The organism is Microbacterium sp. UFMG61 (assembly GCF_015354505.1).
Lineage (GTDB): Bacteria > Actinomycetota > Actinomycetes > Actinomycetales > Microbacteriaceae > Microbacterium.
On the sequence record NZ_JACAFP010000010.1, the window covers coordinates 194,851 to 213,041 of the forward strand.

Below are 18,191 nucleotides of genomic sequence, written 5' to 3' on the forward strand. Positions count from 1 at the left end.
CCGCCGCGTCACTCGCCGACGACGGCGGTGTCGCTGAGTCCTGCAGCCGTCAGACTGCGCAGCAGCTGGTGCATCCAGTCCGACGGGGTCTCTTCGAGCGTGTCACTGACCGGCGCCTGCTCCTGCGGGAGGGCGGCGGGGTCGATGTCGTTGTCGATGAGGTAGACGACCTCCCCCGGCTTCACGTAGTAGAGACGCTCGCGGGCCTGGGTCGTGATGTACGCGGGATCACTCCAGCGTTCGCGCTCGTTCTCGAGCGCAGTGATCTCGTCCTGCGAGACCTGGATCGAGTTCTCGAGAGCCGCGATCTTCTGCCGCTGGTCGATGAACGTTCCGAGCGTCGGGACGAGCACCCACGCCCCCAGCACCACGAGCGACAGCATGATGACCGAGAACGCGGACAGGCGGATGCCGGAGGCCCACTCTCGCACATCGACACGGCGCTCGGACGCGGCAGCGGAACGAGCAGGTCGCGAGGATCCGGATCGCGCGGAAGTCCCCGGCCGAGGCGTGCCCGGAGACGCCGAAGGAGGAGCCGGTCGTCGTGCCACGGCTCCTCCTCCGGGTTCGGCTCAGTGAGCCGGATGAATCGTCGGCTGAAGTCAGCCCTGGTAGCGCGGGAACGCGGAACGGCCTGCGAACACCGCGGCGTCGCCCAGCTCTTCCTCGATGCGCAGAAGCTGATTGTACTTCGCGACGCGCTCGCTGCGAGCAGGCGCACCCGCCTTGATCTGACCCGCGTTCGTCGCGACGACGAGGTCGGCGATCGTGGTGTCCTCGGTCTCACCCGAACGGTGCGAGAGCATCGCCGTGTAGCCCGAGCGCTGCGCGAGGCTGACCGCGTCGAACGTCTCGGTGAGCGTTCCGATCTGGTTCACCTTGACGAGCAGCGAGTTGGCCACGCCGCGCTTGATGCCGTCGGCGAGGCGCGTCGGGTTGGTGACGAACAGGTCGTCGCCGACGAGCTGGACCTTCGAGCCGAGGGCGTCGGTGAGGAGCTTCCAGTTGTCCCAGTCGTCCTCGGCGAGTGCGTCCTCGATCGTGACGATCGGGAAGTCCTTGACGAGACCCTCGTAGTACTCGATCAGCTCGGGGCCGGTCCAGTCCTTGTTGTCGAGGCGGTAGACGCCGTCCGTGAAGAACTCGGTGGCGGCGACGTCAAGGCCGAGGGCGATCTCGGTGCCCGGCGTGAAGCCGGCCTTCTCGATCGCCTTGACGAGGAAGTCGAGACCCTCGCGGTTGCTGGGCAGGTCGGGGGCGAAGCCACCCTCGTCGCCGAGGCCGGTCGCGTAGCCGGCGGCCTTCAGCTCGCCGCGCAGCACGTGGTAGGTCTCGACGCCCCAGCGGAGCGCCTCGGAGTAGGTCTCGGCACCGATCGGCGCGAGGAAGAACTCCTGCATGTCGATGCCGTTGTCGGCGTGCTCACCGCCGTTGATGACGTTGAAGAGCGGGACGGGCAGCACGTGCGCGTTGGGTCCGCCCAGGTAGCGGAACAGAGGCAGGTCGGCCGAGTCGGCCGCGGCCTTGGCGACGGCGAGGCTCACGCCGAGGATCGCGTTCGCGCCGGTGCGCTGCTTGTTCTCGGTGCCGTCGGTCTCGATCAGGATCTCGTCGACGATGCGCTGCTCGCTCGCCTCGACGCCCTCGAGAGCCGGGCCGAGTTCGTCGATGATCGCGTCGACGGCCTTGAGGACGCCCTTTCCGCCGTAACGGCTCTTGTCGCCGTCGCGGAGCTCGTACGCCTCGAATGCGCCGGTGGATGCACCGGACGGGACGGCGGCCCGCTGGACGACGCCGTCGTCGAGGAGCACCTCCACCTCGACGGTCGGGTTTCCGCGCGAGTCGAGAATCTCGCGTGCGCCTACAGCCTCGATCAGTGCCACTGATGTGCTCCTTGCTCAGAGAAAAGGTGTGTGGAGCGTCGTCGATCCGCGCCCCAGTCTAGCCCGCCCGAGCGCGAGCCCCGGGGTCGCCCCCGAGTGTTCACACCACGACTGCGAGCGCCACGCCGTCCCAGCCCTTGACCCCCACCGTCTGCAGTGCTGTGGCGTCGAAGCGGGGGTCCTCCCCCAGCATCCGCAGCGCGTCCCTGGTACCGATCACTTTCGTGTCGGTGGTGTCCTCGCGGACGATCTCGCCGTCACGGCCGATGTTGTCGAGGACGACCACGGCGCCGGAATGCCCGAGCTTCGCCGCCCAGTCGAGGTAGATCGTGTTCGATTCCTTGTCGGCGTCGATGAAGACCAGGTCGAAGCCGCCGACCAGGGTCGGCAGCACATCGGCGCCGCGTCCGATGCGGATGTCCACCCGGTCGCCGACGCCTGCCGCGTCGATGCTCGCCCGCGCCACGGCTGCGTTGTCGGCCTCCGCCTCGACCGTGACGACGCGGCCGTCAGCACCGACGGCGCGGGCCAGCCAGATGGTCGAGTAGCCACCCAGCGTCCCGATCTCCAGAACGCGGCGAGCGCCACTGATGCGAGCGAGGAGGTGGAGGAACTTGCCGCCGACCGGTGCGACCTCGATCTCGGGCAGGCCGGCATCGCGCTGAGCGGTCAGAGCAGCCTCGAGCCCTGGATCGTGGCCGACCAGCAGGTCTGCGAGGTAGGCGTCGGCATTCGACCAGGCGTCGGGGGTGGAATCCATGACCTCAGCAAACCGCGCGGCCCGTGGGGCGTCAAGGGGCCGGCGGGCGCTCTCCCCAGCGAGGGGCGGACAACAGCCGCCCGGGCGCGTCGGCGAGCTCGGGCTGCTGTCGGAACTGACCCGTGACCGCGAGGATCGCGATGACGACGGCGGCCACGATCCATCCCGCGACGCCCAATGGCCCGGCGAGTGCGAGGTCGGGCTGCGATGCGGCGAAGAGGATCACGAGTCCGCCCGCCGCGTTCAGAGATCCGTGTGCGAGCACCGCGGGCCAGATCGAGGCGGACCGCAGGCGCAGCCACCCCAGCAGGATGCCCCAGGCGATGCATCCGCCGATCATGAAGAGAACGCCGGTGATGTCGGTGCGGCCGAAGTTGTAGCCCAGCAGGATCACCGGGCTGTGCCACAGACCCCAGATCGCTCCGCTGATGAGCAGCGTCGGCCAGGTTCCGAGCGGTCGCAGCGCGGGGACGAGCCATCCACGCCACCCCAGCTCTTCACCGAAGGCGACGACGCCGTTGATGAGTGCACCCAGCGGGATCATCGCGATCTGCGAGATCACCAACAGCTCGATCGGAGGCATCGGTGTGCCCTCCGGAAGCATCTTCGCGAGTTCGGCCGAGAACCCGGCGAACGTCGGATCGAGCTGGATGACCCCCAGCGCCGCCGCGGCCAGGATGCTGAGGCCCACGAGGAGCGGCGGGGCGAGCCATCCTGCGACCATGAGCCAGATGACTCGCTTGGCCGGGCGCAGCGGCCACAGCCCGAGGAATCGCACGCGCTCCCCCGACGACGGCACGCGCAGGGCGAACGTCACGATGACGGCCGCGACGGCAGGAGTGAACATCATCACGGGCAGAAGCAGCCCTGCGATCGGCTCGGCGAGGCCGTCGCCGAGCCACAGCGGCAGCGCGACCAGCCAAGCGAGTCCGCATGCGAGAACAGTGAAGGCGATGATGGCGGCGACGCGGATGCGGGTCATGATGCTCTCCTCGATCGATCTGTCTGTCTGTCTGTCTACGTGCGAGTTCTGGCGGTGCGGTGCGCTGTCAGCGCTGCGTGGCGGCGGCCAGGACGGATGCGGCGGTGGCCGCGTCGTCGACTGTGACCACGAACACCCGCCCGTTCGTGCGGGTCACCTCGACCGCGTCCCCCTTGCGGAGCACGATCCCGCGACGACCGTCCACACCGAAGCGGTAGCCCCATCCTCCGAACTCGGCGAAAGGGTCGACCTGAACCGCGCGTGCGCCGGCGATCTCGTCGGCGGCGATCTCGAGTCGGGGCCATCCGGCCACGGAGCGCACCCGAAGGCCGGCGGCGCTGGCACGGACGCGGAAGCTGAGACCGGTGATGACCAGCGCGACGAGCACCAGCGCGACGGCGGCGATGATCCACCCCGCGGCGATGCCCTGAGCCAGGAGAAGCACGCTCATGGCGACCACGATGAAGACAGCGCTGCCGAGCACGACCTGGCCGATGCGTGCGATCGTCACGGTCTTCATCCACACGGCGCGCTCGTGATCGGCCAGGGGCAGCGGCGTCGTAGGCTCTCCCGACGAATCGGGAGAGACCGGAGCCGAGGGCTGCAGGAACCATCCCGCGACGCCGAGTCCCGCCAAGACGACGAGGAAGACGGGCACCCATGGGGTGATGTCGGCGGCATCCGCCGCGTCGTCGAGCCCGCGCTGCGCGGCGGTGGAGACGATCGCGAGGATCGACATCAGGCCCGCCTCACCGAGGCTCGCGGCGCCGAGCAGTCGTGCCGTGGAGGACCACTGCGGCTGCGGGACCGGTGCTGCAGCGCCCCGCTGAGGGAGCCGATGGGAGAACAGCGCGATGAAGGCGAACAGAAGCACGGTACCGCCGCCGATACCGATGAGGAGAGCGAGAGGCATCCATGGCGGGCCGAAGCCGTCGGCCCCGTCTGGACCCCAGTGGATCGCGGCCGGGTCAGGCACGTCGGGGAGCCATGCGATCACGACGATGCTCGAGAGCGCGATGAGGACCAGCGGGAGGATCACCCCCACCCACCAGAAGGCGGTGCGGGCTCTGCGGATCTCGGGGGTCATACGTCGGTCTCCGTGATGAGGGCGGCCAGGGTCGTGGGCGAGACGCCGAGGGAGGCGGCGCGAGCGACGAGCGCGGTGATGTCCTGCGAGAGCTCGGCCAGAGGTGCGGCGGAGGCTGCGACCACCGCTCCCCTGCCGCGACGAAGGTCGATCAACCCCTCGTCTCGGAGCTGCTGATAGGCGCGGAGCACCGTGTGCAGGTTGATCTCGAGGGCGTCGGCCAGCTCGCGCGCGGCAGGCAGGCGATCGCCGGGACCGAGCCGCCCGGTCAGGACGTCGGCCCGGACGGACGCCGCGACCTGGTCGAAGAGCGGCCGCGCACTGTCGGCGTCGATTCGAATCAGCATCGCGGTCCTCAAATTCTATTAGTTATATGAGAACTATAACAACTGTCGGAACCCTCCAGCAAGCTTCGCCTCACTGACCGCGTCGTCCACACTGACCCCATGCGCATCACTCCCCGCCGCCTCGCCCTCGGCATGAGCCTCTGGATCCCCAACCTCTTCAGCGGAATACGGATCCGCCGCTTCAGCGAGGACTGGACCCACGCGACCGTCGAGCTGCACGTGAACGTGTTCACCCGCAACTACGTCAAGACGGCGTTCGGCGGCTCGATGTCGGCGATGACCGATCCCTACTTCTTCATGCTCGTGATGCACCAGCTCGGACGCGACTACGTGGTGTGGGACACCCGGGGCGAGATCGAGTTCCTCAAACCCGGCCGCGGCGTGCTCACGGCCGAGTTCGAGGTCAGCAGGGAGCGCGCCGCGGAGATCCGCGAGCGCGCCCACGGCGGAGCGAAGGTGCTCGAGTGGTTCGAGACCGTGATCACTGACCGTGAGGGGGACGTGGTCGCCAGGGTGCGGCGCGAGGTGTACATCCGTGAGAAGAAGCGCGTCACTGCGGCACGAGACTGATCCCCGAGGACGACACCTGTCGTTCACTCCGGCGTGCGACGATGACGGGATGCCCCTCGCTCGCCGCCTGACGCTCGGCGACGCCACGGCCCTCGGACTCGGTTCGATGATCGGCGCCGGCGTCTTCGCGGTCTGGGCGCCGGCGATCGGGGTCGCAGGCAGCGGCCTGCTGATAGCGCTCGTGATCGCTGCGATCGTCGCCTACTGCAACGCCACCGCATCGGCTCAGCTCGCCGCCGTGCATCCGGTCGCCGGCGGCACCTACGCCTACGCCCGCGCGGAGATCGGTCCGTGGTGGGGGTTCGTCGCCGGATGGAGCTTCGTGATCGGCAAGATCGCGAGCTGCGCCGCGATGGCCATGACCTTCGCCGCGTATGCCGCCCCAGACGGCTGGCAGACGACTGTCGCGATCGCGGCGGTGGTCGCGCTGGCGACCGTCAACTGCCTCGGGGTCACGCGGACGGCTCTCGCGACTCGGATCCTCGTGATCTGCTCGCTTCTCGGGCTGGCCGTCGTGGTCGCGGTCGGACTCGGCGCGGCATCCGCGGCGACCCCCTCCCCTCTTCCGGACGCGACTGCCTACGGTGTCCTCCAGGGCGCCGGACTGCTCTTCTTCGCCTTCGCGGGGTACGCGCGGATCGCGACCATGGGCGAAGAGGTCATCGACCCCGCACGGACGATCCCTCGTGCGATCGCCCTCGCGCTGGGTGGAGCCGTGGTCGTATACCTGCTGGTCGCGGTCACGGTGATCGTCACCCTCGGCGGCGATGCGGCGTCGAGCTCCACTCCGCTGGCAGACGCCCTCTCATCGACCGGGTGGGCCGCGCTCACGCCGGTCGTCCGGATCACGGCCGCCGCCGCCTCGTTGGGAGCGCTGCTCGCACTCCTCACCGGGATCGGCCGCACGACGCTGGCGATGGCACGGGAGAAGGATCTGCCGTCTTTTCTCGCCCAGGTCGACGAGCGCCGGCAGGTGCCCCGACGAGCCGAGATCATGATCGCCGTCATCGTGGTCGCGATCGTGCTCGTCGCCGATCTGCGCGACGCGATCGGGTTCTCCTCCTTCGGAGTCCTGCTGTACTACCTGATCGCGAACGCCGCGGCATTCCGTCAACGGGCATCCGCGCGCCGTTACCCCCGAGCACTGCAGGTCGTCGGGGCGCTCGGCTGCCTGCTGCTCGTGAACACCCTGCCCATGCTGGCCTCGATCGTCGGAACGTCCGTCGTGCTGATCGGGGTGCTCTACAGGGTGGTCCGACTGCGGCTGACGCGCTGATCAGGCGTGCGGGGTCCCTGAGGGTTCCTCACCTGTTCCTCCGCGATACGTGCGTGGAGCGATGCCCAGGACGCGGCGGAAGTCGCGCGTCAGGTGTGCGTGGTCGGCATAGCCCAGCTCGGCCGCGAGCTCGGTCAGATCGAGACCCGAGTCGAGGCGCAGCCGCTCGGCGGCCTCCTGCAGCCGTCTCCGCCGGATCATCGCGGACGGAGAGACTCCGACATATCGGTGGGCCAGCCGTTGCAGGGTACGCACCGACACCGCGAGCCGCGTCGCGGCCTCCTCGACCGTGTCGGCTGCATGGTCTCCCATCAGGACATCGACGAGCGCGTTCGCCTGAGATGCCGCGCCGTCGATCCGACCGGCCCTGCGCACGAGCCACTCGGAGAACGCCGTGACGGCACGCTCGCGATGCCCGGTGCCCGTGCGCATGGCGGCGCCGACAGCCTCGAGGAGGTCGGAGGCGTCGACGATCCTCTCGGCGTCGACGAGCGCCGCAGGATCATCGACGAGCGCCGCAACGGCGGCCGGGCGCAGCAGAGCACCCACCGCCCACCCGGTACCGCTCAGGTCGCGATGCGATGCGCGGGTCGTCGCACCCGACAAGGTGACCGCACCCTGCTCGACCACCAGGTTCATCGCCGGATAGCCCACGACGTCCTGCCGAGACGACCTGCCCGGCTCGATGTCCCACTCGGGAATCCAGAACCACACCGCGAGGTCCCCTGCCGCCCCGACCGGCGGCAGACGGTGGAATTCCGGCAATCGCGCCGGGTACAGCACCCCACGCGTCCGGCTGACCATCGCACCAGCGTAATCCGCTCCACGTGCCGGGAGACTGTCGCGAATGTTCAAGCGCATACCGCCGTCGGATCCTTACTCTGACTGCATGACCACCGAGAGCATGACCGGCGCGACCGGCGCACACACGACAGACGGACGACCGCACAGCGCGACCTCCCTCACCCCGTTCCTCGCGATCGCCGGCGCGCGCGAGGCGATCGACTTCTATCGCGACGTCTTCGGTGCCCGCGTCGTCGACGTCACGGAGTTCGGAGGCGTCATCGCCCACGCCGACCTCGACTTCGGTCTCGGACATCTGCAGCTGGGCGAGCCGAGTCCCGAGTACCACCTCGTGCCCGCGCCCTCGGGCGATGACGACTGCTACTCGATGGGTCTGTACGTCCCCGACGTGGATGCCGTCGTCGAACGGGCCGTCTCGGCGGGGGCGACCGTGCGTGAGGCGACGTCGACCTTCGTGTCGGGCGACCGCTACGCGAGCATCCGGGATCCCTTCGGCGTCCGGTGGTCGGTGATGACCCGCGTCGAAGACCTGTCGGACGAGGAGAGCGCGCGACGGGTGGCCGAGTGGGCGGCGTCGTTCAGTGCGGCATCTGACGGCGCGAGCTGAGCGCGGTCTGCGCGGCGAGGCACGCTGTCGGAAGGAGCGCCTCGGCCGTGCGCCGGTACCCCAGAGCACTCGGATGGAATCGATCCATGCTGAACATGGTGTCCGGATCATCGAAGAACATCGGGCCGACGGCGCGACGGAGATCGACAGGGCGCGCCCCCGCGGCGAGCGCGGTCTCTGTCTGCGCCTCCGCCAGCCTGCGCGACAGGCTGGAGACCAGACGGCGCAGCGGCTGAGGCACAGGACGCAGTGCCCCGAGATCGGGGCAGGTTCCGACGACGACCTCGGTTCCGCGACGACGCAGACGCAGGATCGCGTCGCGAAGGTGCTGTGCCGAGACGGCGACGGGTATCCGGTGCGTGACGTCGTTCCCGCCCACCACGATCACGGCGACATGCGGCGCGTAGCCCGCTGCCAGACCGGCGAGCTGTGCCGCGAGATCCGGAGACTCCGAGCCGACCACCGCCGCGGTGCGCAGGTGCACGGGCCTGCCCATCCGTCGCGCCAGCGCCTTGGCGAGGCGAGCGCCGAGGGTCTGCTTACGCCGCTCGGCGCCGAGGCCCGCCGCCAGCGAATCGCCGAGCAGGAGCAGCTCGATCGGCTCGCCTCCGAGCGACGGACGCCAGAGCCGGTCGGCATCGATCGACTGCTCGCCGAGCGGCTTGCCGATGCGCCGTCGGGCGACGGCCGCCTGATGCGAGAGGACGGATCGGATGCCGGCGAACACCGCCGTCGCAGCGACACCGACCCCTGCCACGGCGACGAGATGCTGTCGTCTCATGCGCCGATTCGACCCGACCGGCGTGAACGCCGCGTGAACGGCGTCCGCCGCTCAGGACAGCGGCTTGAGCTCCAGCTGAGCGGCACCGGCCGCGACGGTCGCGAATTCCGAGTACCCGTCGGCCGCCGAGCGCTCGAGCAGTGCCTTCACGTTCTTCGTGCGGCGCTCCAACCGCACCCTGGCACCGGATGCCACGAGTGCCGCCTTGTGGGTCACGAGCTCGGCGACCGGCACGTCGGCATCGTGGATCAGCACGACGGCGCGCTCTTCGGCATCCGCTCCCGCGGTGACGAGGTCGACGAGGCGCTCGAAGCCGAGGGAGAAACCGACCGCAGGCACCTGCTGGCCGAGGAATCGCCCGATCATGCCGTCGTAGCGGCCACCGCCACCCAGCGAATACGACACCGAGGGGTGCGCGAGCTCGAAGATCGTTCCCGTGTAGTACCCCATTCCGCGCACGAGGAACGGGTCGAAGACCAGCGGGATCTCCGTGCTCTGGGTCCCCGAGCCCGCCGAAGGGCGGCCCGCGGCCACCGCCTCGCCGATGCCGACCAGGTGCCCGACGATCTCCTCCGGCGCGTTCTCTGGCAGTGCCTTGCGGATCTGCCTTTCACCGAACGGGTTGTACTCCATCGTCTGCGGGCGACGCAGGAACGACTCGAAGGCGTCGACGGCGGAGGCAGCGGCGCCGCGTTCGCGCAGCTCCGCGGCCACCCCTTCTGGCCCGATCTTGTCGAGTTTGTCGATCGTGATCAGCACGCCAGGCCGCTCGTCAGCGGTGAAGCCGAAGCTGTCGAGCATCCAGTCGAGCGCGCGTCGATCGTTGATGCGCACGGTCGCACCCTCGAGTCCCAGTGCGTCGACGGCGTCGAGCGAGGCGACCATGAGCTCGGCCTCGGCCCTCGACGAGTCATCGCCGATGATGTCGATGTCGCACTGCACGAACTGGCGGTAGCGCCCCTTCTGCGGACGCTCGGCACGCCACACCGGGCCGATCTGGATGGCCCGGAACACACCGGGCAGCTGCCCGCGGTTGCTCGCGTAGAAGCGAGCGAGCGGCACCGTGAGGTCGTAGCGGAGTCCGAGGTCGGCCAGGGCGCCCTGGTCGTCGGCGGCCTGGCGGATCGCCTCGGCGTCGAGCCCGCGGCGAAGCACGTTGTAGGCGAGCTTCTCGTTGTCGCCGCCGATGCCGGCGTGCAGGCGCGAGTACTCCTCGAGCGCGGGCGCCTCGATCTCGTCGAATCCGTGCGACCGGTAGCGATCGCGGATGACGGAGAGGACGCGCTCACGGCGGGCCTTGTCGGCGGGGAGGATGTCGCGCATGCCGCGCGGCGGGTTCACAGTAGCCACGCCTCCATCCTTCCAGGTCGGCGGGGCGGCCCGTGGCGTCAGTCGTCGGATTCGGCGGCGCGGACGTCTGCTTCGAGTCCGCGGAGCCGCACACGCAGCGCGCGCTCCGCATCCCATCCTTCGGCCCGCGCGACCGCGACGAGCTCGAGCAGCGCGTCGCCGAGCTCGGCCTCCGTCGAGGGCACAGCCGCGGCGACGTCACTCGGCCGAGCGACGTCCACACCCGCACCGGCCGCTCGGCCGACGATCTTCTGCGCGAGCGCGAGTGCAGGCATCCCTCGAGGAACGCCGTCGAGCACACTCCGCCTCGTGCGCTTCTCCGCCGCCTTCGCGGCGTTCCAGTGCACGAGCACCTCATCGGGGGTGGTCGCGACCTCCCCCGCGAACACGTGGGGGTGCCGGCGGAGCATCTTCTCGGTCAGGGTGTCGGCGACGTCGTCGATGTCGAACGGATCATCGGGGTCCTGGGCCGCGATGGCCGCATGGAACAGCACCTGCCAGAGCAGGTCGCCGAGCTCTTCGCGGAGATCCGCACGCGTGCCGGATTCGACCGCGTCGATCACCTCGTGCGACTCCTCGATCAGATACGGCACGAGGTCGCGGTGGGTGATCTGCTGCGACCAGACGCACCGGTCACGCACCTCGCGCATGGTCTCCGCCGCCGCACGCAGCGGATCGAGTTCCTGCTCGTCGGTCACTTGCCCCTCCTCGCGGATGATCATGAGCGTGCCGCGCTCAGCCGCCGATACGAGCGTGCACGGAGCGACACGATCACGGCCGACAGCGCGAGCGCCAGGAGCGATCCGACGAGCACACCGAGGATCGCCTGATCGCGGATGCCCGCATCTGCGGCGAACGCGAGGTTCGCCAGGAGCAGCGAGACCGTGAAGCCGATGCCGCCGAGGGCACCGGCAGCGAGGATGTCGGCGAACGGCAGAGCGGGCGCCGTGCCTCGCGGGCGGATGCGCATGGCGAGCCAGCCGAACAGCGAGATGCCGACGATCTTGCCGACCGGGAGCGCGATGGCGATGCCCCAGAAGGCCGGCGAGAGCTCGGAGAGTGCGAGGTCGGGGATCACGACGAACGCCGCGACGAAGGCGAACACCGGCAGGATCACGCCGTTGACCGTGGGTTCGAGCGCGTGCCGGGTGCGACCCGCAGGAACGGGCGACATCACGAGACCGAGCATCACGCCGGCGATCGTGGCATGGATGCCCGATGCGGCCACGAGCCCCCAGGCGACCACGCCGACGAGCACCATCCCGACAGTGATCGCCGGGTGCCCCTTCGCATGCAGGACGCGGCTGAGGAGCCAGAACGCCGTCACGGCGACGACGGCCAGGCCGAGCAGCAGCCACTGCACGTCGTGGGCGAACAGCACGGCGATGAAGATGATGCCGATGATGTCGTCGAGGATCGCGAGCGCCAGCAGGAACACGCGCACCGTCGACGGCAGGCCGCGACCGAACATGGCGAGCACACCGAGGGCGAAGGCGATGTCCGTCGCGGTCGGGATGGGCCAGCCCGTGACCGTCGAGGCGTCGCCGGCGATGAGCAGGTACACCGCGATCGGCACCAGCACGCCGCCCGCCGCCGCGATCGCGGGCTGCAGAGCCTTGCGCGGAGAATCGAGCTCGCCGTGCGTCAGCTCGTGCCGCAGCTCGATCGCCACGACCAGGAAGAACACCGCCAGAAGACCGTCGGAGACCCAGTGCTCGATCGACAGATCGAGGGACGTGCCCGGCACGGCGATGTGGAAGTCGAGCACAGCGGCGAAGGCGTCGTGCGAGGGCAGGTTCGCCAGCAGCAGGCCGAGGCCGGCGGCGACGAGAAGGAGGACAGCGGGGAACTGCTGTCCACGGAGGGGGTTCGCGGAGATGCGCATCGCCTCCATGGTAGTTCTGACCGTCACCCGGCAGCAGACTCATCACCCGCGTCTCGGACCGTCATGAGTTCCGAGCACCACCCCGACCCGGGATACTCTCGAACGGTGACCCCCGAACACGCCTTCCCCGAGCCCACCGACACCTCGGCAATCCGCATCATCGGTCGCTTCGAGGCGGGCCGCGGCATTCCGGACGCGATGCGTTCCGACGTCAGAATGCTCGGCGCGCTTCTCGGCCAGGTGCTGCGAGAGTCCGGCAGCGACGATCTCTTCGAGGACGTCGAGCGGCTGCGACTCGCCACCATCCAGGCCTACGACGAAGAGACCTCCGACGCGTTCCAGCGCGCGGCAGCCATCGCCGAGTCCTTCAGCATCGCCCGTGCCGACGAGGTCGCTCGCGCGTTCACGTGCTACTTCCACCTCGTCAACCTCGCCGAGGAGCACCAGCGCGTGCGCGTGCTCCGTGAGCGCGCAGGCCAGCCCGGGCGTGAGGATGCCGCCGACACGGTGGCCACGGCATATGCCCGACTCAAGACGGAGGTCGGCGACGATGAGGCGCGCCGCCGCCTCGAAGGCCTGCGCTTCCACCCCGTGTTCACGGCCCATCCGACCGAAGCGCGCCGCCGCGCGGTCTCGTCGAGCATCCGACGGCTCTCCGAGCTGCTGACGCAGCACGACGCGGCGAGCGACGGCGGCGCCGAGGAGCACCGCGCCCGTCGCCGGATGCTCGAGGAGATCGACACCCTGTGGCGCACCGCGCCGCTGCGCGCGCAGAAGCCCTCTCCGACCGACGAGGTGCGCCAGGTCATGAGCGTCTTCGACGAGACGCTCTTCACCACGGTCCCGCACGTGTACCGCCGCATCGACGACGCACTGCGCGGGGAGGACTCGGGGTCGACCGAGCCCGTCGTTCCGGCGTTCGTGCGCATCGGTTCGTGGGTGGGCGGCGACCGCGACGGCAACCCCTTCGTCACCGCATCGGTGACGCGTGAGGCTTCGCAGATCGCGGCGGACCACGTGCTGCGCGGACTCGAGCGCGCACTCGAGCGCATCGGACGCACCCTCACCCTCGATGCCGACGACACGCCACCGAGTGCCGAGGTCACCGCGCTCTGGGACCGCTTCGCCGCCGCCGAGCCGCGAAGGGCCGAGGAGCTCGGAGCCCGCTCCCCCGGCGAGCCGTATCGTCGCGTCCTGCTCGCTCTCTCGCACCGCGTCGGAGCGACGCGACGCGGTGACGAGCAGCGTTACGCGGCACCGGAAGAACTGCTCGCCGACCTCCGCGCGGTGCAGGCCTCACTGCGAGAGGCGGGCGCCCAGCGCCACGCGTTCGGGGGCGTGCAGCATCTGATCTGGCAGGTCGAGACCTACGGGTTCCACCTGACCGAACTCGAGGTCCGTCAGCACTCGCAGGTGCACGCCAAGGCCCTCGCCGAACTCGAGGCCGGCGACGCGATCAGCGCCCAGACCGAAGAGGTGCTCGAGGTCTTCCGCGCGATCGCGGAGATCCAGCGCGACCGCGGTCTCCGCGCAGCCGGACGATACGTGGTGTCGTTCACGCAGGCTGCATCCGACCTCGCGAACGTCCACCGGCTCGCGAAGCATGCGCTCGGCGACGACGCGCCCGTGCTCGACGTCGTGCCGCTGTTCGAGACCTTCGCCGACCTGCAGGCGGCCCCCGAGATCCTCGCCGAGACCGTGACCTTCCCGGAGTTCCAGGAGCGCCTGGCCGCGACCGGCAACAAGCTCGAGGTCATGCTCGGCTACTCCGATTCGTCGAAGGACGTCGGCCCGGTCGCCGCGAACCTCGCACTCTACGAGGCCCAGGAGAAGATCGCCCAGTGGGCGAAGGAACAGGGTCTCGAGCTCACGCTCTTCCACGGCCGCGGCGGCGCTCTCGGACGCGGCGGCGGACCGGCGAACTCGGCGATCCTCGCCCAGCCGCCGCACTCGGTCGACGGCCGCTTCAAGCTCACCGAGCAGGGAGAGGTCATCTTCGCCCGCTACGGCGAGCCGGCGATCGCCATGCGCCACATCGACCAGGTCGCCGCGGCGACCCTGCTCGCGTCATCTCCCACCGTCGAGCAGCGCACCAGCGACGCGGCAGCCCGCTTCGCGGACATCGCCGCCGTCATGGACCGCTCCTCGCGAGACCGCTTCTTCTCGCTCGTGAAGGCCGAGGGCTTCGCCCCCTGGTTCGCCACGGTCACCCCGATGGAGGAGATCGGCCTGCTCGCCCTCGGATCGCGTCCCGCACGACGCGGCCTGTCGGTCGAGTCGCTCGAGGATCTGCGCGCCATCCCGTGGGTGTTCGCGTGGACCCAGGCGCGCATCAACCTCGCCGGCTGGTTCGGGCTCGGCACGGCGCTGGCCGCGGTCGGCGACGAGGCTCGGCTCACCGAGGCCTACCGCGAGTGGCCGCTGCTGCGCACCATGATCGACAACGTCGCGATGAGTCTCGCCAAGACCGACGAGCGGATCGCCCGCGAGTACCTCGCACTGGGCGACCGCGATGACCTCGCCCAGCTCGTGCTCGACGAGATGTCGCTGACGCGCGAATGGGTGATCCGCCTCACGGGGGGTGTCGGGCTGCTCGAGAACAAGCCGATCCTGCAGCGTGCCGTGCAGCTGCGCACGCCGTACGTCGACGCGCTGTCCCTGCTGCAGCTCCGTGCCCTCCGGGCTCTGCGCGACCCTGCCGAGGCGACGGGATCCGGCTCGGACGACGAGCAGCGGCGCCTGCTGCTGCTCTCGGTCAGCGGTGTCGCGGCCGGCCTGCAGAACACCGGATGACCCTCCGTCGGTGACGCGTGCTGTGTACCGGGATGTGAGAGATCTCACATCCCGGTGCCCGATAGAGTGAAAACTCCGCCCGATCCGGCGACCCTTCACGCGACACGATCGCTCTCTTCCCATCCCCCGTCAGAAAGCTCTCGCGTGACCTCTTCGTCCTCCGCTGACTTCCACCCGCTCGCCGAGTCCGTACAGCCCGTCTTCGACACCGTGCTGGCCCGCAGCCCGCACGAGCCCGAGTTCCAGCAGGCCGTGCACGAGGTGCTGCACTCGATCGCTCCCGTGCTCGAGCGCAATCCTCAGTTCGTCGACGGTGGCATCCTCGAGCGTCTCGTCGAGCCGGAGCGACAGATCCTCTTCCGCGTCCCGTGGGTCGACGATGCCGGACGCCTGCAGGTCAACCGCGGCTACCGCATCCAGTTCTCGTCGGTCCTCGGCCCGTACAAGGGCGGACTCCGCTTCCACCCCTCGGTGAACCTCTCGATCATCAAGTTCCTCGGCTTCGAGCAGATCTTCAAGAACGCTCTCACCGGCCAGGGCATCGGCGGCGGCAAGGGCGGTTCGGACTTCGACCCGCACGGCCGCTCGGATGCCGAGATCATGCGCTTCTGCCAGTCGTTCATGAACGAGCTCTATCGCCACCTGGGTGAGCACACCGACGTGCCCGCGGGTGACATCGGCGTCGGCGGCCGCGAAATCGGCTACCTGTTCGGCCAGTACCGCAAGATCACCAACCGCCACGAGTCGGGGATGTTCACCGGCAAGGGCACCGGCTGGGGCGGCGCCGAGGTGCGCACCGAGGCCACGGGCTACGGTGCCGTCTTCTTCGCTCAGGAGATGCTCGGAGTGCACGCCGACTCGCTCGACGGCAAGCGCGTCGGCGTCTCGGGCTCGGGCAACGTCGCGATCTACGCGATCCAGAAGGCCTCGCAGCTGGGCGCGACCGCCGTGACGGCCTCCGACTCCTCCGGCTACGTCGTCGACGACGCCGGCATCGATGTCGACCTGCTCCGCCAGATCAAAGAGGTCGAGCGCGCTCGCATCGTCGAGTACGCGAACCGGCGTCCCGGCGCCCGTTTCGTCGAGGGCGGCAGCGTGTGGGAGGTTCCCGTCGACATCGCCGTGCCGTCGGCCACGCAGAACGAGCTCGATCTCGACGCGGCCGAGGCGCTCATCGCGAACGGTGTGCGTGCGGTCTCCGAGGGCGCGAACATGCCGTGCGTTCCCGCCGCGGTCGAGGCCTTCCAGAGCGCGGGTGTCCTGTTCGCGCCCGGCAAGGCCGCGAACGCCGGCGGTGTGGCGACCTCTGCACTCGAGATGAGCCAGAACGCCTCTCGTCAGCGCTGGAGCTTCGACGCCAGCGAGAACAAGCTGCGCGAGATCATGGCCGACATCCACAGCGCCGCCTTCGACGCCGCCGAGCGGTACGACGTCGCGGGTGACTACGTCGCCGGCGCGAACATCGCCGGCTTCGAGCGCGTCGCCGGTGCGATGCTCGCACAGGGTGTCATCTGATCATCCACCTCTCGTTTCGAATCGCGCACTTTGCAGGTTTCGCATGTCGTTTTCTGCACAGTGCGCGATTCGAAGAGAATCGGAGCGGTGAGCAACCTCAGGTCTCGTCGACCGGCACCTTCACGACCTTGTTGAAACCGGTCACCGCCTGGTTCTCGTCGAAGGCGACCACCTTCTTGCGGAAGCCCCTCGTGATCACGGCGAGGTAGATCACTCCGAGCGCCGTCCAGGTCAGACCTCCGACGAGTGCATCCGAATGCAGGTTCGCCCAGAGCAGTCCGGTGAGCAGCATTCCGATTCCCGGCATCACGATGTAGTTGACGATGTCTCCCGGGGTCTTGCGACGGCCCTTGCGCAGCGCGAACCACGCGATCACCGAGATGTTCACGAACGTGAAGGCGATCAGTGCGCCGTAGTTGATCCACGCCGCGATCAGTTCGAGCGTGAACGGGATCGCGAGGAGCGAGATCGCACCGACCAGCACGATGTTGAACGTCGGCGTGTGAGTGCGGGGGTTGATGTAGCCGAACGCCTTCTGCGGGAGCACGTTGTTGCGTCCCATCACCAGCAGCATGCGCGATACCGAGGCGTGCGAGGCGAGGCCGGAGGCCAGGGTCGCGCAGAATCCGGCGGCGGTCAGCACCGCCATGAGCACGTTGCCTCCCACGAGGTTGCCGATGATCGGCAGCGTGGAATCCTCGACATACTGCATGTCTCCGCCCGGCGCGAACTCGTTCCAATCGGGGAAGCGCAGCTGCGTGACGTATCCGGCGATCAGGAAGATCGCGCCTCCGAGCAGCACGGTGAGGAGGATCGCCTTGGGCATGATCTTCGGATCCTTCGCCTCCTCTGCGTACATGGTGACGGCGTCGAATCCGATGAACGAGAAGCAGACGATCGTCGCCCCCATGAGCACCGCGCTGAGCGTCGCGCCGTCATGGATGAACGGAGCGGCGGAGGCGATCGTGGCCGCCCCTTCGCCGCGCATCAGCTGTGCGACCACCATGACGACGAAGACGACCATCACGACGATGGAGAACACGAGCAGGATCATGTTCATGTTCGAGGTGCCGCGCATGGTCATGTAGATGATCGACGTGACCAGGATGCAGTAGAGCACGACCCAGATCCACCCCGGGATGTCGGGGAACAGCGCCTCGAGGTAGCTGCGGATGATGAGGCAGTTCACCATCGGGAGCAGCACGTAGTCGATCAGCGAGGTCCAGCCGACCATGAAGCCGAGGTTGGGATGGATGGACTCGCGGACGTACGTGTACGCGGAGCCTGCGCTGGGGATGGCACTGGAGATCTTGCCGTAGCTGATGGCGGTGAAGACCATGACCACCAGCGCGACCAGATAGGCGGCGGGGACGACGTTGTCGGTGTCGCGAGCGACCATGCCGAACGTGTCGAAGACGACGGTCGGCGTCATGTAGCCGAGTCCGAGACCTACGATCGCCCAGAGGCCGAGATTGCGCCTGAGTGTTCCGCCGCCTTGCGCGAGCGGCTTCGTCTTCGTGGCCATGTGCACTCCCTCGAGAACAGCGCAGG

The 18,191-nt window shown here is 69.0% G+C and carries 17 protein-coding genes; 5 read left to right on the plus strand and 12 right to left on the minus strand.

Going from position 1 to position 18,191, the window contains the following annotated elements:
• Positions 1-8: 8 nt before the first annotated feature.
• The 6 genes from IXW21_RS13760 to IXW21_RS13785 all read right to left on the minus strand — a co-directional run bounded on the left by IXW21_RS13760 (position 9) and on the right by IXW21_RS13785 (position 5,059).
• Positions 9-431 (minus strand): septum formation initiator family protein, encoded by a 423-nt coding sequence (locus IXW21_RS13760; protein ID WP_323742257.1) that lies wholly within the window; start codon positions 429-431, stop codon positions 9-11.
• 171 nt (positions 432-602) lie between these two features.
• Complete coding sequence (gene eno, locus IXW21_RS13765) at positions 603-1,883, minus strand: phosphopyruvate hydratase (RefSeq protein WP_194764815.1); 1,281 nt, start codon at positions 1,881-1,883, stop codon at positions 603-605.
• A 100-nt stretch (positions 1,884-1,983) separates the two neighbouring features.
• A complete protein-coding gene (locus tag IXW21_RS13770; protein ID WP_194764816.1) occupies positions 1,984-2,643 on the minus strand; it encodes an O-methyltransferase in 660 nt (219 codons plus the stop codon).
• A gap of 31 nt (positions 2,644-2,674) precedes the next feature.
• Complete coding sequence (locus tag IXW21_RS13775) at positions 2,675-3,625, minus strand: CPBP family intramembrane glutamic endopeptidase (protein WP_194764817.1); 951 nt, start codon at positions 3,623-3,625, stop codon at positions 2,675-2,677.
• A gap of 67 nt (positions 3,626-3,692) precedes the next feature.
• The gene (locus IXW21_RS13780) at positions 3,693-4,712 is read right to left on the minus strand and encodes a DUF1648 domain-containing protein (protein ID WP_194764818.1); all 1,020 of its coding nucleotides are present in this window, start codon (positions 4,710-4,712) and stop codon (positions 3,693-3,695) included.
• Positions 4,709-5,059: a GntR family transcriptional regulator gene (locus IXW21_RS13785; protein ID WP_194764819.1), complete on the minus strand. Its 351-nt coding sequence runs from the start codon at positions 5,057-5,059 to the stop codon at positions 4,709-4,711. The genes IXW21_RS13780 and IXW21_RS13785 overlap by 4 nt, the downstream gene beginning before the upstream one ends.
• A 99-nt stretch (positions 5,060-5,158) precedes the next feature.
• Here IXW21_RS13785 and IXW21_RS13790 point away from each other — a divergent pair, with 99 nt between their 5' ends.
• Together IXW21_RS13790 and IXW21_RS13795 are read left to right on the plus strand one after the other, a co-directional pair.
• Positions 5,159-5,629 carry a PaaI family thioesterase gene (locus tag IXW21_RS13790; protein ID WP_194764820.1) on the plus strand — a complete coding sequence of 157 codons (471 nt, stop codon included), beginning with the start codon at positions 5,159-5,161 and terminating at the stop codon, positions 5,627-5,629.
• A 49-nt stretch (positions 5,630-5,678) separates the two neighbouring features.
• The gene (locus IXW21_RS13795; RefSeq protein ID WP_194764821.1) at positions 5,679-6,905 is read left to right on the plus strand and encodes an APC family permease; all 1,227 of its coding nucleotides are present in this window, start codon (positions 5,679-5,681) and stop codon (positions 6,903-6,905) included.
• Here IXW21_RS13795 and IXW21_RS13800 read toward each other — a convergent pair whose 3' ends face one another.
• Positions 6,906-7,709, minus strand: a complete 804-nt coding sequence (locus IXW21_RS13800) for a helix-turn-helix domain-containing protein (protein ID WP_194764822.1) — start codon at positions 7,707-7,709, stop codon at positions 6,906-6,908. It abuts the gene before it with no gap.
• Between the two features lie 85 nt (positions 7,710-7,794).
• Between IXW21_RS13800 and IXW21_RS13805 the strand changes: the two genes are divergently transcribed.
• Complete coding sequence (locus IXW21_RS13805; RefSeq protein ID WP_194764823.1) at positions 7,795-8,316, plus strand: VOC family protein; 522 nt, start codon at positions 7,795-7,797, stop codon at positions 8,314-8,316.
• Here the strand turns inward: IXW21_RS13805 and IXW21_RS13810 are convergent.
• The 4 genes from IXW21_RS13810 to nhaA form a co-directional block, all read right to left on the minus strand.
• Positions 8,288-9,097: an SGNH/GDSL hydrolase family protein gene (locus IXW21_RS13810; RefSeq protein WP_194764824.1), complete on the minus strand. Its 810-nt coding sequence runs from the start codon at positions 9,095-9,097 to the stop codon at positions 8,288-8,290. The two genes, IXW21_RS13805 and IXW21_RS13810, sit on opposite strands and share 29 nt — an antisense overlap.
• 51 nt (positions 9,098-9,148) lie before the next feature.
• A complete protein-coding gene (locus IXW21_RS13815; protein WP_228528563.1) occupies positions 9,149-10,420 on the minus strand; it encodes a histidine--tRNA ligase in 1,272 nt (423 codons plus the stop codon).
• Positions 10,421-10,485: 65 nt separating this feature from the next.
• Positions 10,486-11,097 (minus strand): MazG family protein, encoded by a 612-nt coding sequence (locus tag IXW21_RS13820; RefSeq protein WP_228528564.1) that lies wholly within the window; start codon positions 11,095-11,097, stop codon positions 10,486-10,488.
• Positions 11,098-11,165: 68 nt separating this feature from the next.
• On the minus strand, positions 11,166-12,332 hold the full coding sequence (nhaA, locus tag IXW21_RS13825; protein ID WP_194764827.1) for a Na+/H+ antiporter NhaA: 1,167 nt from the start codon (positions 12,330-12,332) through the stop codon (positions 11,166-11,168).
• Positions 12,333-12,437: 105 nt separating this feature from the next.
• On the opposite strand from nhaA, the gene IXW21_RS13830 reads away from it, so the two are divergent.
• Together IXW21_RS13830 and gdhA are read left to right on the plus strand one after the other, a co-directional pair.
• The gene (locus IXW21_RS13830) at positions 12,438-15,125 is read left to right on the plus strand and encodes a phosphoenolpyruvate carboxylase (protein ID WP_323742258.1); all 2,688 of its coding nucleotides are present in this window, start codon (positions 12,438-12,440) and stop codon (positions 15,123-15,125) included.
• 144 nt (positions 15,126-15,269) lie between these two features.
• On the plus strand, positions 15,270-16,640 hold the full coding sequence (gene gdhA, locus IXW21_RS13835) for an NADP-specific glutamate dehydrogenase (protein ID WP_194764829.1): 1,371 nt from the start codon (positions 15,270-15,272) through the stop codon (positions 16,638-16,640).
• A gap of 97 nt (positions 16,641-16,737) precedes the next feature.
• Here gdhA and IXW21_RS13840 read toward each other — a convergent pair whose 3' ends face one another.
• Complete coding sequence (locus tag IXW21_RS13840; protein WP_194764830.1) at positions 16,738-18,165, minus strand: APC family permease; 1,428 nt, start codon at positions 18,163-18,165, stop codon at positions 16,738-16,740.
• Positions 18,166-18,191 lie beyond the last annotated feature (26 nt).

Excerpts from the sequence above, each read along its gene's own strand:
- IXW21_RS13840 (WP_194764830.1), bottom strand. The coding sequence starts at position 18,165 with ATGGCCACGAAGACGAAGCCGCTCGCGCAAGGCGGCGGAACACTCAGG.
- IXW21_RS13770 (WP_194764816.1), bottom strand. The coding sequence starts at position 2,643 with ATGGATTCCACCCCCGACGCCTGGTCGAATGCCGACGCCTACCTCGCA.
- IXW21_RS13775 (WP_194764817.1), bottom strand. The coding sequence starts at position 3,625 with ATGACCCGCATCCGCGTCGCCGCCATCATCGCCTTCACTGTTCTCGCA.
- IXW21_RS13810 (WP_194764824.1), bottom strand. The coding sequence starts at position 9,097 with ATGAGACGACAGCATCTCGTCGCCGTGGCAGGGGTCGGTGTCGCTGCG.
- IXW21_RS13790 (WP_194764820.1), top strand. The coding sequence starts at position 5,159 with ATGCGCATCACTCCCCGCCGCCTCGCCCTCGGCATGAGCCTCTGGATC.
- nhaA (WP_194764827.1), bottom strand. The coding sequence starts at position 12,332 with ATGCGCATCTCCGCGAACCCCCTCCGTGGACAGCAGTTCCCCGCTGTC.
- IXW21_RS13815 (WP_228528563.1), bottom strand. The coding sequence starts at position 10,420 with ATGCGCGACATCCTCCCCGCCGACAAGGCCCGCCGTGAGCGCGTCCTC.
- IXW21_RS13820 (WP_228528564.1), bottom strand. The coding sequence starts at position 11,097 with ATGCGCGAGGTGCGTGACCGGTGCGTCTGGTCGCAGCAGATCACCCAC.
- IXW21_RS13780 (WP_194764818.1), bottom strand. The coding sequence starts at position 4,712 with ATGACCCCCGAGATCCGCAGAGCCCGCACCGCCTTCTGGTGGGTGGGG.
- IXW21_RS13805 (WP_194764823.1), top strand. The coding sequence starts at position 7,795 with ATGACCACCGAGAGCATGACCGGCGCGACCGGCGCACACACGACAGAC.
- IXW21_RS13795 (WP_194764821.1), top strand. The coding sequence starts at position 5,679 with ATGCCCCTCGCTCGCCGCCTGACGCTCGGCGACGCCACGGCCCTCGGA.
- IXW21_RS13800 (WP_194764822.1), bottom strand. The coding sequence starts at position 7,709 with ATGGTCAGCCGGACGCGTGGGGTGCTGTACCCGGCGCGATTGCCGGAA.
- IXW21_RS13785 (WP_194764819.1), bottom strand. The coding sequence starts at position 5,059 with ATGCTGATTCGAATCGACGCCGACAGTGCGCGGCCGCTCTTCGACCAG.